16 protein-coding genes are annotated in these 15,693 nt (G+C 60.7%); 12 read left to right on the top strand and 4 right to left on the bottom strand.

The features are described from left to right. Positions 1-64: 64 nt before the first annotated feature. The 8 genes from oscA to EJA70_RS07335 all read left to right on the top strand — a co-directional run bounded on the left by oscA (position 65) and on the right by EJA70_RS07335 (position 8,656). Positions 65-247, top strand: coding sequence for a sulfur starvation response protein OscA (gene oscA / locus EJA70_RS07300; RefSeq protein ID WP_007917682.1), 183 nt, complete (start codon positions 65-67; stop codon positions 245-247). A gap of 144 nt (positions 248-391) precedes the next feature. After that, the gene (locus tag EJA70_RS07305) at positions 392-1,405 is read left to right on the top strand and encodes a sulfate ABC transporter substrate-binding protein (RefSeq protein WP_158830308.1); all 1,014 of its coding nucleotides are present in this window, start codon (positions 392-394) and stop codon (positions 1,403-1,405) included. Between the two features lie 228 nt (positions 1,406-1,633). Next, positions 1,634-2,452 carry a sulfate ABC transporter permease subunit CysT gene (gene cysT / locus EJA70_RS07310; RefSeq protein WP_158830309.1) on the top strand — a complete coding sequence of 273 codons (819 nt, stop codon included), beginning with the start codon at positions 1,634-1,636 and terminating at the stop codon, positions 2,450-2,452. Positions 2,453-2,464: 12 nt separating this feature from the next. Continuing rightward, complete coding sequence (cysW, locus tag EJA70_RS07315; RefSeq protein ID WP_008080021.1) at positions 2,465-3,337, top strand: sulfate ABC transporter permease subunit CysW; 873 nt, start codon at positions 2,465-2,467, stop codon at positions 3,335-3,337. Positions 3,338-3,340: 3 nt separating this feature from the next. Continuing rightward, complete coding sequence (locus EJA70_RS07320) at positions 3,341-4,330, top strand: sulfate/molybdate ABC transporter ATP-binding protein (protein WP_003220514.1); 990 nt, start codon at positions 3,341-3,343, stop codon at positions 4,328-4,330. A gap of 242 nt (positions 4,331-4,572) precedes the next feature. After that, positions 4,573-5,940 (top strand): cytochrome C, encoded by a 1,368-nt coding sequence (locus EJA70_RS07325; RefSeq protein ID WP_158830310.1) that lies wholly within the window; start codon positions 4,573-4,575, stop codon positions 5,938-5,940. Continuing rightward, the gene (locus EJA70_RS07330) at positions 5,937-6,449 is read left to right on the top strand and encodes a sorbitol dehydrogenase (protein ID WP_158830311.1); all 513 of its coding nucleotides are present in this window, start codon (positions 5,937-5,939) and stop codon (positions 6,447-6,449) included. Before EJA70_RS07325 ends, EJA70_RS07330 begins: the two co-directional genes overlap by 4 nt. Continuing rightward, positions 6,446-8,656 carry a GMC family oxidoreductase gene (locus EJA70_RS07335; protein WP_158830312.1) on the top strand — a complete coding sequence of 737 codons (2,211 nt, stop codon included), beginning with the start codon at positions 6,446-6,448 and terminating at the stop codon, positions 8,654-8,656. The genes EJA70_RS07330 and EJA70_RS07335 overlap by 4 nt, the downstream gene beginning before the upstream one ends. Positions 8,657-8,700: 44 nt before the next feature. Here EJA70_RS07335 and EJA70_RS07340 read toward each other — a convergent pair whose 3' ends face one another. Further along, a complete protein-coding gene (locus EJA70_RS07340; RefSeq protein ID WP_008080034.1) occupies positions 8,701-9,225 on the bottom strand; it encodes a DUF962 domain-containing protein in 525 nt (174 codons plus the stop codon). An 84-nt stretch (positions 9,226-9,309) separates the two neighbouring features. Between EJA70_RS07340 and EJA70_RS07345 the strand changes: the two genes are divergently transcribed. Beyond that, positions 9,310-9,987, top strand: coding sequence for a Crp/Fnr family transcriptional regulator (locus EJA70_RS07345; protein WP_008080036.1), 678 nt, complete (start codon positions 9,310-9,312; stop codon positions 9,985-9,987). A 256-nt stretch (positions 9,988-10,243) separates the two neighbouring features. Here the strand turns inward: EJA70_RS07345 and uraH are convergent, their stop codons facing one another. Then, on the bottom strand, positions 10,244-10,654 hold the full coding sequence (uraH, locus tag EJA70_RS07350; protein ID WP_008080038.1) for a hydroxyisourate hydrolase: 411 nt from the start codon (positions 10,652-10,654) through the stop codon (positions 10,244-10,246). A 12-nt stretch (positions 10,655-10,666) separates the two neighbouring features. Then, a complete protein-coding gene (locus EJA70_RS07355) occupies positions 10,667-11,152 on the bottom strand; it encodes a heme-binding protein (RefSeq protein ID WP_158830313.1) in 486 nt (161 codons plus the stop codon). Between the two features lie 135 nt (positions 11,153-11,287). On the opposite strand from EJA70_RS07355, the gene EJA70_RS07360 reads away from it, so the two are divergent. Both EJA70_RS07360 and EJA70_RS07365 read left to right on the top strand, forming a co-directional pair. Then, positions 11,288-11,968 (top strand): heavy metal response regulator transcription factor, encoded by a 681-nt coding sequence (locus EJA70_RS07360; RefSeq protein WP_158830314.1) that lies wholly within the window; start codon positions 11,288-11,290, stop codon positions 11,966-11,968. After that, entirely contained in the window at positions 11,958-13,343 is a 1,386-nt protein-coding gene (locus EJA70_RS07365) for a heavy metal sensor histidine kinase (protein WP_158830315.1), read from the top strand. The genes EJA70_RS07360 and EJA70_RS07365 overlap by 11 nt, the downstream gene beginning before the upstream one ends. A gap of 103 nt (positions 13,344-13,446) precedes the next feature. Here the strand turns inward: EJA70_RS07365 and EJA70_RS07370 are convergent, their stop codons facing one another. Beyond that, entirely contained in the window at positions 13,447-14,451 is a 1,005-nt protein-coding gene (locus tag EJA70_RS07370; RefSeq protein WP_158830316.1) for an AraC family transcriptional regulator, read from the bottom strand. 100 nt (positions 14,452-14,551) lie between these two features. On the opposite strand from EJA70_RS07370, the gene EJA70_RS07375 reads away from it, so the two are divergent. After that, positions 14,552-15,625, top strand: a complete 1,074-nt coding sequence (locus EJA70_RS07375) for a fatty acid desaturase (RefSeq protein WP_158830317.1) — start codon at positions 14,552-14,554, stop codon at positions 15,623-15,625. Positions 15,626-15,693 lie beyond the last annotated feature (68 nt).

Below are 15,693 nucleotides of genomic sequence, written 5' to 3' on the forward strand. Positions count from 1 at the left end.
TTGCTCCCACGCCGAACGCAGTGCCGCCCGCTGCCAGGCATATCCCATTCAAAGGAGCAGCACCATGAGCGCATCCCTTCGCAGCGTTGACGGTCAGGACGAAAGCACCATCTTGCGTGAAATCCAGAGCGCCCTGCGCGATCTGCGTTTCGGCGCGGTGGAAATCACTGTGCACAACGCGCAAGTCGTGCAGATCGAACGCAAAGAGAAGTTTCGTTTGCAGCAACCGGGTAAGCAACCGGGCTGAGTGAAGATCAAAAGATCGCAGCCTGCGGCAGCTCCTACGGGGGATTTATGTAGGAGCTGCCGAAGGCTGCGATCTTTAGCCGGCACACCCGATTCCAGATAGTCATAAGAAAAAGCCACCACCAGAATTCCAGGAGCTTTCACCATGTCGTCGATTCGCCGTTACGCTTTGGCCGCCCTGGCCAGCGCTGTGTTTGCCGGTTCCGCGGTTGCCAAGGATTACGAACTGCTCAACGTGTCGTATGACCCGACGCGCGAGCTGTATCAGGACTACAACGCTGAATTCATCAAGTTCTGGCAGAAAGATCACGCCGGCGACACCGTGAAAATCCAGCAATCCCACGGTGGTTCGGGCAAGCAGGGCCGCGCGGTCATCGACGGTCTGCGTGCCGACGTAGTAACCCTGGCCCTGGCTGGCGACATCGATGAAATCGCCAAACTTGGCAAGACCCTGCCCGCCGACTGGCAGAAGCGTCTGCCGGAAGCGAGCACGCCGTACACCTCGACCATCGTCTTCCTGGTACGCAAAGGCAACCCGAAAGGCATCAAGGACTGGGGCGATCTGGTCAAGAACGACGTCTCGGTGATCACCCCGAACCCGAAAACCTCCGGCGGTGCACGCTGGAACTTCCTCGCCGCCTGGGCCTATGGCCTGAAAGCCAACGGCGGTGACGAAGGCAAAGCCAAAGAATATGTCCAGACCCTGTTCAAGCACGTGCCGATTCTCGACACCGGTGCACGCGGTTCGACCATTACCTTCGTCAACAACGGTCAGGGTGACGTGTTGCTGGCCTGGGAAAACGAAGCGTTCCTGGCGCTGAAAGAAGATGGCGGTGCGGACAAGTTCGACATCGTCGTGCCTTCGCTGTCGATCCTCGCCGAGCCGCCAGTGGCCGTGGTCGACAAGAACGCCGAGAAGAAAGGCAACGAGCAGATCGCCGAAGCCTACCTCAAGCATCTTTACAGCCCGGCCGGTCAGGAAATCGCCGCGAAGAACTTCTACCGTCCGCGTGACAAAGAAGTCGCTGCCAAGTACGCCCAGCAGTTCCCGAAACTGGATCTGGTGACCATCGACAAGGACTTCGGCGGCTGGAAAACCGCGCAACCGAAATTCTTCAATGACGGTGGTGTGTTCGACCAGATTTATCAGGCGCAGTAATCTGACTTATAACGAGCCTGATGTTTGGGCACTTGAGATGTGGGAGTGAGCTTTTGTGGTGAGGGGATTTATCCCCGATGGGTTGCGCAGCAGCCCCAACGCCGACATTTGCGGTGAATCAAATCAACCGCAAACTATGGTTTTGCGACTGCTGCGCAGTCGATCGGGGATAAATCCCCTCACCACAAGTTCACTCCCACATTGAAGCGTTTTTAACCAAGGACTTTTATGTCGCGTCGTATCTCCCCCGTCATACCCGGCTTCGGGCTGACGCTGGGTTACACCTTGGTGTACCTCAGCCTGATTGTGCTTATCCCGCTGGCGGCGATGTTCGTCCACGCCGCCCAACTCACCTGGGATCAGTTTTGGGCGATCATCTCCGCACCGCGCGTGCTGGCGGCATTGAAGCTGAGCTTCGGCACCGCGCTGTGTGCCGCGATCATCAACGGCATCATCGGTACGCTGCTGGCCTGGGTGCTGGTGCGCTACACCTTCCCCGGGCGCAAGGTGATCGAGGCGATGATCGATCTGCCGTTCGCGCTGCCGACAGCCGTTGCCGGTATCGCGCTGACCGCGCTGTACGCGCCGGCCGGTCTGGTCGGGCAATTCGCTGCCGACCTCGGTTTCAAAATCGCCTACACCCCACTCGGTATAACCCTCGCGCTGACCTTCGTCACCCTGCCGTTCGTAGTGCGCACGGTGCAACCGGTGCTGGCCGACATTCCCCGTGAAGTCGAAGAAGCCGCCGCGTGCCTCGGTGCGAAACCCTTGCAGGTGTTCCGCCACATCCTCGTGCCCGCGCTGCTGCCTGCCTGGCTGACCGGTTTTGCCCTGGCGTTCGCGCGTGGCGTCGGCGAGTACGGTTCGGTGATTTTCATCGCCGGCAACATGCCGATGAAAACCGAGATCCTGCCGTTGCTGATCATGGTCAAACTCGACCAATACGATTACACCGGCGCTACCGCCATCGGCGTGTTGATGCTGGTGGTTTCCTTCGTCCTGTTGCTGCTGATCAACTTGCTGCAGCGGCGCATCGAAACCCCATAAGGAGGCGCGAACATGTCCCAATCGTCTATTGCGGCCGCCTCTTCGGCCAACGCTGCACGCCGTGGCAGTGCCACTTCGCGCAGAATCCTGATCGGCCTTGGCTGGCTGGTTTTTTTCCTGTTTTTGCTGCTGCCGTTGTTCATCGTCGTATCGCAGGGTTTGAAGAATGGCCTCGGCGCTTTCTTCACCGCGATCTTCGAACCGGATGCACTGTCGGCACTGAAACTCACCGTGTTCGCCGTGCTCATTTCGGTACCGCTGAACCTGGTATTCGGTGTCAGCGCTGCATGGTGCGTGAGCAAGTACTCGTTCCGCGGCAAGAGCATGCTGGTGACGCTGATCGACCTGCCGTTCTCGGTCTCGCCGGTGATCGCCGGTCTGGTCTACGTGCTGATGTTCGGCGCGCAAGGCCTGTTCGGGCCGTGGCTGCAGGATCACGATATCCAGATCGTCTTTGCTCTGCCGGGCATCGTGCTGGCGACGATTTTCGTCACCGTGCCGTTTGTGGCTCGTGAGCTGATCCCGCTGATGCAGGAACAAGGCACGCAGGAAGAGGAAGCCGCGCGCCTGCTCGGCGCCAATGGCTGGCAGATGTTCTGGCACGTCACCGTCCCCAACATCAAGTGGGGCCTGATCTATGGCGTGGTGCTGTGTACCGCGCGGGCCATGGGTGAATTCGGTGCGGTGTCGGTGGTTTCCGGGCACATTCGCGGGGTGACCAACACCTTGCCGCTGCACGTCGAGATCCTCTACAACGAATACAACCACGTGGCCGCGTTCGCCGTGGCGAGCCTGTTGCTGATCCTGGCGCTCTTCATCCTGCTGGCCAAGCAGTGGAGCGAAAACCGTATCAACCGCCTGCGCGCCAGCGCCGCGGAGGAATAATTCATGTCGATCGAAGTGCGTAACGTCAGCAAGAATTTCAATGCGTTCAAGGCGCTGGACAACATCAGCCTGGATATCCACAGCGGTGAACTGGTCGCGCTGCTCGGCCCCTCGGGCTGCGGCAAGACCACGCTGCTGCGGATCATCGCCGGTCTGGAAACCCCGGATCAGGGCAATATCGTTTTCCACGGTGAAGACGTTTCCGGCCACGACGTGCGTGATCGCAACGTCGGTTTCGTGTTCCAGCACTACGCCTTGTTCCGCCACATGACCGTGTTCGACAACGTCGCGTTCGGCCTGCGCATGAAACCGAAAAACCAGCGTCCGAGCGAAAGCCAGATCGCGACCAAGGTTCACGAACTGCTGAACATGGTGCAACTGGATTGGCTGTCGGATCGTTATCCGGAGCAGTTGTCCGGTGGTCAGCGCCAGCGCATCGCTTTGGCCCGTGCCTTGGCGGTGGAACCAAAGGTCCTGCTGCTCGACGAACCCTTCGGCGCCCTTGATGCCAAGGTGCGTAAAGAGCTGCGCCGCTGGCTGGCGCGGTTGCACGAAGACATCAACCTGACGTCGGTGTTCGTGACCCACGACCAGGAAGAAGCGATGGAAGTCGCCGACCGTATCGTGGTGATGAACAAAGGCGTGATCGAGCAGATCGGTTCACCGGGCGACGTCTACGAGAACCCGGCCAGCGATTTCGTTTATCACTTCCTCGGCGATTCGAACCGCTTGCTGCTGAGCGACGACAATCACGTGCTGTTCCGCCCGCACGAAGTGTCGTTGTCCAAACACGAACTGGAAGACCACCACGCCGCCGAAGTACGCGACATCCGGCCGTTGGGCGCGACCACGCGGGTGACATTGAAGGTCGAAGGGCAGACTGACTTGATCGAAGCCGAAGTGGTGAAAGACCACGACAGCCTGATCGGCCTGGCCAAGGGTGAAACCTTGTTCTTCAAGCCGAAGGTCTGGCAGAAAGTCGCCAGTCTCTAACGCCAAAGAACTGGTGGCGCTGCGATCTTTGATAGTGATTTTGAAGATCAACAGATCGCAGCGTACCGCAGCTCCTACAGGGAGGTGTGTCGTGTGGCTATTGGACTTAACTCGATTTGGTCTAACGCCCCCGACAACCTTGATCGGTTCCTTGCCTAATCTCCTGTCTGTGCCAGGAGGCGCAGTGAAGAGTCCATGACGGACCGGCGTATCTCCTGGGCCCTGATGCCAAGGAGATGACGATGAGAATGGAAGTCCACCGGCCCGCGCCGTGGCTCGGCTGCGCGCTGTTCGGCGCAATGTTGAGCCCATTGGCCAGCGCCGACCCGACGCTGTCCACGCAGATACCTTTCGATGTTACGGCGACCCCGCCGTTTTCCCTGACCAGCCTGCAGCAGAACTTCGATGAAATGTCGTGGCAGACGTTTATCGCCTTGAACTGGCCGGCGCTGGACAACGGTGACCCGAACACCGGCACGCCGATCGGCCAACAGGATGGCGCGACGGTCTGGGAGAGCTGGAAAGAGAGTTATCAGATATTCCTCGCCAACGGCCAGACACCCAACCCCTGGAATGCGCCAGCGACCCTTCCCAAAGCCTGTGAAGGTTTGGGTTCCGGACGTTTGCTGCAACAGATGGGCAAAGTACCGGACGTGCTCGATGAGTTTATCCAGCCGTTTGAGAGCGGGCCGCTGGTCGATCAGAGCGGGGTGTATACGCGCAACGAAATCGTGGTCAACCAGCCGATGTTTGACGACATCGTCAACAACGGTCTGTACAGCGTTCAGGGCCAGCAGAAGTTTTTCGCGGCGGATCCGAAGAACACGGTGGCGTTCAGTTGCGGCAATAGCGACACCCGCCAGGTCGGCTCGCTGATGGTCAAGGCCTCCTGGAAGGTGCTCGATGGCAGCGACCGTCGCGAGAGCTTCCATACGGTCGATGCGCTGGTCTACACCCCGGGCAACAGCGACCCGAGCAAGGGCCCGGTGGTGCCGGAATCGTGCAAGGCCGAACCTGTCGGGCTGGTCGGTCTGCACATCGTGCACAAGACCAGCAGTGCGCCGCAGTGGGTCTGGTCGACCTTCGAACATGTCGACAACGTGCCGGAGCAGTCCACCCCGGTGGCCGAGCGCAAAGGCCCGTATCTGTTCTACAACGCCAGCAGTCAGGCTCCTGTCAATCAGCCACCACCGCGCCCGTGGAATCCGGCGGTCAAGGCCACGCCGTCGCAGATCGTTCGCGAGGCCTCACTGACGCCGGCCACCAAAACCCTCAACAGCACCTATCAGACGCTGTTGCGCACGGTGAACCCGAAGAGTGTCTGGGCCAACTATCAGTTGATCAGCACGCAATGGCCGACATTGACGCCGCAGCCGCCGTGCCAGATCTCGAAAACCGAACCCCTGGGCCGCCCGGCGCCTTCGTTCCTCGCCAACACCACCCTGGAAACCTACATCCAGGGCACCGTGCCGCAAGCCTCGTCCAGTTGCATCGCCTGTCACGGTAATGCCGCCACCCACGTCACCGAATCGCCGCGCACCAGTTTCGCGGACTTCACCTACTTGCTCGAACGCGCACAATCGACGGGCGCGACAAGGAGTCAGCCATGAGCACCGATCTGAAAAATTTCGCCGGGCTGTCATCGGCCCTGACGGGCATCCCGCTCACCTTTATCGCGCCTTCGGTCGACCCGATCGATCTGCCGACGCAGTTTCTGGCCTTCATCGAACCGCGCATCACCACCGAGGTGTTGCAGGCATTGTTGACCCAGTACGCAACGCTGCTCGCCGATAAAGTGCCGCCCGATCAGATCGCCGAGGCCGTATTGATGAACGGCGCGCAGCCGGCCACCACGCAAACGGCACAAGCCGCCCGTTCGATCATGAAGCTGTGGTTGCTGGGCGTCTGGTATCAGCCGTATGCCGTCGGCAGCCACCAGCCCGGTGATCAGATGGTCGTTTCCGATCAGGCCTACACGCAGAGCTGGGCATGGAAAATCGCCCAGGCGCATCCCATGGGTTACAGCGAGTTCTTCTTCGGTTACTGGAACGAAGTACCGCCCAGCCTTGAAGACTTCACCGGGGTTCCCGCCAGCGGACAACAAGGAGCGTCGTCATGAGTACCGAACAAGCGGACGTAGTGATCGTCGGTGCCGGTCTGGCCGGTAGCATCATCGCCTATCAATTGGGTCTGGCCGGGGTGAAAGTGTTGGTACTGGAATCGGGGCCGGAAGTGCCGGCCAACCGTAATCAGTATCTGGAACGCTTTTACACGGCGACCCTGAAGACCCCGGAATCGCCCTATCCACCGGTCAGCACGCTGGACACGCCGCGCAAGCCGGCCGAGCAGAATGCGCCGCGCGCGACCATCGCCGACCTGATTCTCGGCTGGGACAATCCCGAGGTCAGCTATCTGGTGCAAAAGGGCCCACTGGCCTTTACCAGCACCTATGAACGGGTCGGCGGCGGCACCACTTGGCATTGGGTTGCGACCTGTCTGCGCATGGTGCCCAACGACTTTCGCCTGAAGTCACTGTACGGCGTCGGCGTCGACTGGCCGATCAGCTACAACGATCTGCAAAGCGCTTACTGCCGGGCCGAGGCGGAAATCGGCGTGGCCGCCAATGTGGCGGATCAGGCGTATCTGGGGATGACGTTCCCCGACGGTTATCAATTCCCGATGACCAGTATTCCGTTGTCACTGGTCGATGGCAGTTTTGTCGCGGCGGTTCAGGGCCAGTCGTTTGACGGCTTGCCATTGGTGGTCAGCCCGACACCGGCGGGACGCAATTCGCAGCCCTACGCGGGACGTCGGGTGTGCGCCGGCAACACCAACTGCACACCGATCTGCCCGATCCAGGCCAAGTACGACGCCACCGTCACCCTGAACAACGCGCTGAACACCGGTAATGTGCGGGTGCTGTACAAGACCGTGGCGAGCAAAGTCACGGTGGCGGCGGACAAATCCATCAGTGGCATCGAGTTCATTCAATACCAGTTGGGCGATGGCCCACCGACCGGGACTGGTGTCGCGGTAGGCCAGCGCTATGTGATTGCCGCCCATGCCATCGAGACGCCGAAACTGCTGCTCAACTCCACCAGCCCCGCGTGGCCCAAAGGCGTGGCCAACAGCAGCGGTCAGGTCGGGCGCAGCCTGGCGGATCATCCGATCTACCTGGCCTGGGGTTTGATGCCGGAAGGCAAAGCGGTATTTCCCTATCGCGGGCCGGTGTCGACGGCGGGCATCGAGAGCCTGCGCGACGGTGCCTTTCGCAGTCAGCGTGCGGCGTGGCGGATCGAGATCGGCAATGAAGGTTTCAACTGGCCGGTGGGCGATCCCTACGTCACCGTCGCCGACCTGATTGATGGCAGCAACGGCAGCGCCACCAATCCACTGCCACCGGCCAAGGGCCCGCAGCAAGTGTTGTACGGCACAGCGCTGGTACAGAAACTCAACGATTTGCTGACCCGCCAGTTCCGCATCGGCTTTCTGGTGGAACAAGTCGAGGACGATCCGGATAACGCCAACTGCTACATCGTGCCGTCGACGCAGTACAAGGATCGCCTGGGCATTCCGCGCCCGGAGATTCACTACGACTTGTCCGACTACACCAAGGAAGGCTTCCGCCAGGCGAAGCTCCTCGCCACGCACATCATCACTGAACTGCTCGGCGCCACCGAGTTGACCAAGCTCCTGCCACCGGGACGGTTCACCTACAAGGGCGACGAATACAGCTTCCAGGGCGCCGGCCATTTGATGGGCACCTACCGCATGGGCGACAACCCGCTGACCTCGGTGGTCGACAAGAATCAGCGCAGCTGGGATCACCAAAACCTGTTCCTGGTCGGTGATGGCGTGTTTCCCAGCACCGGCACTTCAAACCCGAGCCTGACCATCGCTGCGTTGTCGATTCAGGCCGGCGACACCTTGGCCAACGACCTGAAAACCGCCACGGTGCAGGTTCAGGCCAATCAGCCCTGGCAGGGCACCGGCGTGCAGATCAACGGGCCGAGCCCGCGCCTGGTGCGTTACCTCAGCGGGCGCTGGTTAGCCAGTCCGGTCGGGGGCATGGTCGATGGCAACGGCAGCGCAGGGCTGATCGCCAAACCCGGGTACACCTTGCCGGGCGCCAATGAGGGTGCGTTGATCGGGCGGATCGGCAGTACCGGGGCGCCGTTTCTGATCGGCGATCTGGCGCCGATTCCGCCGGGGCAGCAGGGCGAATTGCAGCTGTGCATCAACGACGATCTGCAGGGCCGCTACGGTGTCGGGCTCGCCGACAATCAAGGCGCGCTGACGGTGCAGGTGACGTTCGGTACGCTGTAAAACCCGTCAGGCGAGGTGCGCGGCGGTGCACCTCGCCTGAATTTTCAATGAGCGATTTTGTGTTCGCGCAGGGTCACCGGGCCTGAGCGCTGTTCAATCGCCTGCTTCAATTCCTGGCGCAGACCGAGCATGAACGCCACTTCCGCCACCACAAACAGCGGCCCGACGATCAGCCCGCTGACGTCATCGACAAACGCCGGTTTACGCCCTTCGTAGTGATGCCCGACAAACTGGATCACCCAGCCGATCACAAACATCGCCAGGCCGCTGCTCAGCCAGATCAGGGTGCTCTGCTGCGCCAGCGCATGCCCGGCCCAGACGGAAAGGCCCATCAGCACGGTCATCAATACGCCGAGCTTCACTTCCAATCTGAGGTAAAACCACGCCGAGGCCAGCGCCACGATAACGGCCGGAGATATCCACAACCCGCCCAGCGACCATTCCGGCCGCGACAACAATACCGCGACGGCCACCACGATCAGCGGAATGCCGATAAAGTGGCTGGCGATGTTGCGCGGGTCACGGTGGTAGGCGGCGTATTGACTGAGATGGTCGACGAGGCTTTTCATTGTTGTTCCTCCGGTAGGGTTGATCGCATCATCCCTCGGGATCAGGGTTCGCTCTGTCAGGCAGGCGACAATCCAGGAGTGTTTATGCAAATACGTTCACGGCTGATAAGCGGCCAGTGGTTCAGCCATCTGCCGGCATCCTTTCAGGATAGCCTGCTGGCGGCGGCCCGGGAGCGGCGGCTGACGGCGGGGCAACGGTTGTTCCAGCGCGGCGACGCGCCGTGCGGTTTGTACGCGGTGCTCGAGGGTGCGGTGCGCATCGGCGCGGTGAGCGAGCAGGGCAAGGAGGCGTTGTTGAGTCTGGTGGAGGCGCCGCACTGGTTCGGCGAAATCTGCCTGTTCGATGGTCAGCCGCGCACCCATGATGCGTATGCAGTCGGGCCGTGTACGCTGCTGAATATCCCGCAGGCAACGATGCTGAAACTGCTCGAAGAACAGCCGCTGTACTGGCGACATCTGGCGCTGCTGATGAGCCACAAACTGCGCCTGGCCTTTATCAATCTGGAACAACTGAGCTTGCTGCCGGCCCCGGCGCGTCTGGCCCATCGCTTGCTGATGATTGCCGAAGGTTACGGCGAACTCGACGCGCCGCGCCGAGTGCTGCAGCTGCCGCAGGAGCAACTGGCGTCGATGCTGTCGCTGTCGCGGCAGACCACCAACCAGATCCTCAAGGATTTACAGGGACAGGGAATTATCGGCCTCGGGTACGGCGAGATCGAAATCCTCGACGCCGCACGATTGCGCGCCCTGGCCACGATCTAATAATGCACCCGGACCCTGTGGGAGCTGGCTTGCCAGCGATAGCGGTGCATCAGCTGACATTGATGTTTGCTGAACGGACGCCATCGCTGGCAAGCCAGGCTCCCACAGGGTTTTTTGGTGTCGGTTATATCTGGAGCAAAGCACAGAACCTGTAGGAGTGAGCCTGCTCGCGATAGCCATCTGTCAGTTAGCCAATGGGTGACTGACATACCGCTATCGCGAGCAGGCTCACTCCTACCGGGGATTTGTATGGGGATCAGGAGCCGCGATAGGTCGAGAAGCCGTACGGGCTGAGCAGCAGCGGGATGTGGTAATGCTGATCGGTCTGTTTTACCTCGAAGATCACCGGGATCTCCGGGAAGAACGTGTCGTGCTTGACCTTCTTGAAGTACTCGCCGGTCTTGAACACCACGCGGTATTCGCCCGCTTCAAAAGGCTGTTTGGCCGGGAACAGTTCGGCAATCCGCCCTTGCTCATTGGTTGTACCCTGAGCCAGAGGCTGCCAGTTCTCGCCGACGTGTTTTTCCAGGGTCACGTTGATGCCCGGCGAAGGCAGGCCGTTTTCCAGATTGAGCACATGCACGCTCAACGGATTACCGGCGGCCAGCGCCAGGCTTGAAAAAGCACTCAGGCCGAGCGCGGCGAAAGTCATGCGCAAAGTATTCATCGATGCATCTCCTTATTGGGAACGGGTGGTGGCCAGGCCGGCCTTCTCGGCCGCCTTGATCGCACAGTTTTCGTCTTGCTCGCCGCCGCCGGAACCGGCCACGCCCATCGCACCGACCAGTTCATCAGCCGCGAACAGCGGAATACCGCCGCCAAGCAGCAGCAATTCGTCGAGGGTGTTGAGGTTTGCCGTTTCCGGATTGCTGCGAGCGCGTTCGGCAAACAAACGAGTGGCGGTTTTGGTCGACAGCGCGGTGTACGCCTTGCGCTGGCTGGCAGCGGTGTTGTGCGGGCCGACGCCATCGCCGCGCAGGGTCACCAGCAGATTGCCGCCACGGTCGAGCACCGACACCGTGCCGGTGCAATTGCTCATCGCTGTGTCGGCGAGCAGGCGTGCAGTTTTCAGGTCGAGGTCGGCGTGACGTGGCAGTTCAGGGCTGGCGACAGCCGCGCCACTGAGGCCGATCATCAGGCTTGCAACGAAGTATTTGACGGTCATGGGCAGGCTCCAAAAGCTGAGGTCGCCACCTTAATCGCCGGTCTTCGTCAGAACCCCGTCAGTCTGATTACAAGTTTGTAATGGGCAACGCCGTCGAAGGCGCCTAGCCTGTGTGCCTATCAATCGAGGTGTGCCATGCGTTTGCTGGTCGTAGAAGATGAAGCCAAAACCGCGAATTTCCTCGCCAAGGGCCTGGGCGAGTCGGGTTTTGCCGTGGACGTGGCGCTCAATGGTCTCGATGGCCGTTATTTTATCGAGCAGCAGGAATATGACCTGATCATCCTCGACGTGATGCTCCCCGGCCTCAATGGCTGGCAATTGCTGCAGCTGATCCGCCAGCGCGGCGCCACGCCGGTGCTGTTCCTGACGGCCAAGGACGCCATAGAAGACCGCGTGCGCGGCCTCGAACTGGGCGCCGACGATTACTTGCTCAAACCCTTCGCCTTCGCCGAACTGCTCGCGCGCGTGCGCACCTTGCTGCGGCGCGGGCCGATGCGCGAAGCCGAGTCGTACAGCATCGCCGATCTGGAAATCGACGTGCTGCGCCGCCGCGTCAGCCGTGGTGGCCAGCGCATCGCCCTGACCAACAAGGAATTCGCCCTGCTGCAATTGCTCGCCAGTCGCCAGGGCGAAGTGCTGTCGCGCACGCTGATTGCTTCGCAGGTGTGGAACCTGAATTTCGACAGCGACACCAACATGGTCGAAGTCGCGGTGCGCCGCTTGCGCGCGAAAGTCGATGACCCGTACATGCCGAAACTGATCCACACCGTGCGCGGCGTCGGTTATCAGCTGGAAGCCCCTGAAGATGCGCTCTAGGTCGATCGCCTGGCGCCTGGCGCTGGCGTTCGCATTGGTTTGCGCTTTGGTGCTGAGCGCCATTGGCGTGTTTCTCTATCGCTCGCTGGCCTCGGAAATCGCCTACCGCGACGACCTCGCGTTGCTCGGTCGACTGGAGCAAGTGCGCGCCTTGCTCGCCGACAGCGACAGCCTGGGGGCTTTGCAGGCTCGACCGCGTTTGTATCAGAACATGCTCGGCAATCTCGACAGCCTGTTACTGGTGCGGCGTGCAGATGGGTCGAGCGTGATCGCGATCAATCCACGCCAACGCGAGTTGCCCGCACTGAACGCGATCCCCCGCGAGCAAACGCCACAGCGTCCCGATGTGCTGACGTGGCAAGCGCCGGACGGTGCCGAGCTGGCACTGTTGTCCGGCGAAGCGCAGGGGCCGAACGGCGAGCCACTGACGATCATCGCCGGCAAGGTGCTGAGCGAGCGCGAGCAGATGCTCGGCAGCTATCGCATGCGCTTGTATCTGTCGGTTGGACTGGGGGCGTTGCTCGCTTTTGCCTTCGGCTTGCTGTTGCTGCGCCGGGGCCTGCAACCGTTGCGTCAGTTGAGCGAAGCAGTGCGCGGCATCGACCTGCGCAGCCTCGACCAACGCCTGCCCGCCAATGGCACGCCCGCCGAACTGCTTGAACCAGTGCAGGCGCTCAACGGCATGCTCGCGCGACTGGACGACAGCGTGCAGCGCCTGTCGCAGTTCTCCGCCGACCTCGCCCATGAAATCCGCACGCCACTGCACACCTTGCTGGCGAGCAACGGCCAGGCGCTGAATCACCCGCGCAGCACGGCGGAATATCAGGAAGTGCTGGCGTCGAACATGGAAGAGTTCGAACGGCTAAAGCGCATGGCGGAAAACCTGATGTTCCTTGCCCGTGCAGAACAGGCCGAACGCGCGCTGAATCTGCAAACCCTGGATTTGCACAGCGTTGGCAGTGAACTGTGTGATTACTTTGAAGCCTTGGCGGATGACCGCGAGGTGCGGCTGGACAATCAGTTGCATGGTGAACTGCTTGCTGATCAGCAACTGTTGCAACGGGCGCTCGGCAATCTCTTGGCCAATGCTGTGCGTCACGCCGATCAAGGATCAGTGATCAGTTTGCGTCGCCGCGACGAGCCGGGTGAGTGCTGGTTGCAAGTGCACAACCATGGCCCGGCGATTGCGCAGGAGCATCTGAGCAAGCTGTTCGACCGCTTCTACCGCGTCGATCCTTCACGGGCAGAACCGGGGGATTCGGGTGGCTTGGGGCTAGCGATTGTGCAGTCGATCATGCAACTGCATGGGGGGCAGGTGCGGGTAAGCAGCGATGCTGATGGCACCATTTTTGAGCTGGGTTTTGGGGTGAATTAAGGAGTGCTATCGCGAGCAGGCTCACTCGTACAATTGGAATGCGTTCCTCCTGTAGGAGTGAGCCTGCTCGCGATGGCGCCAGATCAGACAACCCGGTTCTGGATCAACGCAACCCATCACGAAACTGCCCCGGCGTCATCCCCGTCCAGCGCTTGAAGGCGCGGCTGAAGCTGCTGGTATCAGCGAACCCGAGCAGGTAGCTCACTTCACTCAATGAACACTGCGGATCGCGCAGGTGCAGCAGCGCCAGATTCTCGCGGCTCTCGTTCAACAACGTATCAAAGCGACAACCCTCATCCGCCAGATGCCGTTGCAAGCTGCGCAAGCTCAAATGCAACGCCTGGGCAATCCGTTCTGCGCTCGGCTCACCTTCCGGCAGTTGTTCTTCAATGGCATCGCGCACCTTGCGCTCCCAGGTCAGCGGCTGGAGTTGGGCCATCGTGCGTTTGAGTACTGCTTCATTGTGTTCGGCAAGTTCCGGGTTGGCGTCGTCGAGGTGGCTGTCGAAGTCGGCGAGGGCGAACTCCAGGCGATCCTCGGCGCAGCCGAAATGCACTGGGGCGCGGAAGACTTTGTGCCATTGGTGCGCATCGCTTGGTTCCGGGCGGCGCAGGTAAACCGCCAGCGGCGCGTAATCACGGCCGAGGCGATTGCGGCAGGTGCGCACGTAGATCGCGGTGAAGGCATCGATGGCTTCGAAGGCCGGCGCCGGATTGCCTGACGGAATTTTCAGACGAAATTGATAGCGGTCGTCGCAGCGGCTCAGTTCCAGTTCCAGCGCATCGCTGACCACCGGGTGATAACGCACGATGCGCTCGAACACCTCGCGCAAACTGCCGCTGGCCACCAGCGCATAACCGAGGGCATGGAACGTGGTCGGGCTGACGAACCGCGACACGCGCAAACCAATCGCCGGGTCGCCGCTGACCTGCACGGCAATTTCCCACAGGCGCGTGGTGCCAGAGAGCGGATAGCGCGCGTTGGGGTCGTCCATCAAATTGGGGTCGAGCCCGGCCTGTTGGCACAGGGCAGTGCTGTCCAGCCCCAGCGCATCGAGTTGCTTGCGCAAGGCACGGGTCCAGCTGGCGAGGGAGGTCGGTTCCTTCATGCTGATTGGCGCTTCCGGTCAACAGGTTGGCGTTCTCGGCTACCGCGATTCAAGCCCCGGCGAGGCACGATGCGAACATCATAAACCCGAGGATGGAAGCATGGACGGTACTTCTGCAAGTCCCCAGCGACACAATGCGGCCCAGCGATCAGCACATATTCGCCAAGTGGTGCTGGCCAAAGGCGTTGAATTGCGTGAGCGCTACCCGATTCTCCAGCATCAGGACGCGCTGGGGGCGGGGATTCTGGCGTTTGCCCTGATCGGGATGGTTGGCTCGGCGACGCGGTACATCACAGGCCACATGGCGTGGTGGGCGTGCCTGTTGCTCAACGCGTTTTTCGCTTCGCTGACCCATGAGCTGGAGCACGACCTGATCCACAGCATGTATTTCCGCAAGCAGCGCGTGCCGCACAATTTGATGATGGGCCTGGTGTGGCTGGCGCGGCCGAGCACGATCAATCCGTGGATTCGTCGCCATCTGCACCTCAATCACCACAAGGTCTCCGGCACTGAAACTGACATGGAGGAGCGCGCGATCACCAACGGCGAGCCGTGGGGTTTTGCACGGTTGCTGATGGTCGGCGACAACGTGATGTCGGCGTTTATCCGCATGCTGCGAGCCAAGACCTGGGCGCACAAGTTCAGCATCATCAAACGCACGTTGAAGGTCTACGCGCCGCTGGCGCTGGTGCATTGGGGCGCGTGGTATGTGTTTCTCGGTTTTCATGCGGCCAATGGCATCGCGTACCTGCTGGGTGCGCCGATCGAATGGTCAGTGACGACGTTGTCGGTGATGCAGGTGATTGATATTGCGGCCGTGGTGATCATCGGCCCGAATGTCTTGCGTACGTTTTGCCTGCACTTCATCAGCTCGAACATGCATTACTACGGCGATGTTGAACTGGGCAATGTGCTGCAACAGTGCCAGGTGTTGAACCCTTGGTGGTTGTGGCCGTTGCAGGCGTTCTGCTTCAACTTTGGCAGCAGTCACGGGATTCATCATTTCGTGGTGAAGGAGCCGTTTTACATTCGCCAGATGACCGTGCCGGTGGCGCATAAGGTGATGCGCGAGATGGGCGTTCGGTTTAATGATTTTGGGACGTTTGGGCGGGCGAACCGGTTTGTTCGCAAAGATGCGGTTGCGCAGGAAGAGGTGCGTACAGCTCAGGCTTGAAGGTTGAATTTGAGGGCCTCATCGCTGGCAAGCCAGCTCCCACAGGTTTTATGTCATTCATTGGTTTT

The organism is Pseudomonas sp. PB103, assembly GCF_009764635.1.
Classification (GTDB): Bacteria; Pseudomonadota; Gammaproteobacteria; order Pseudomonadales; family Pseudomonadaceae; genus Aquipseudomonas.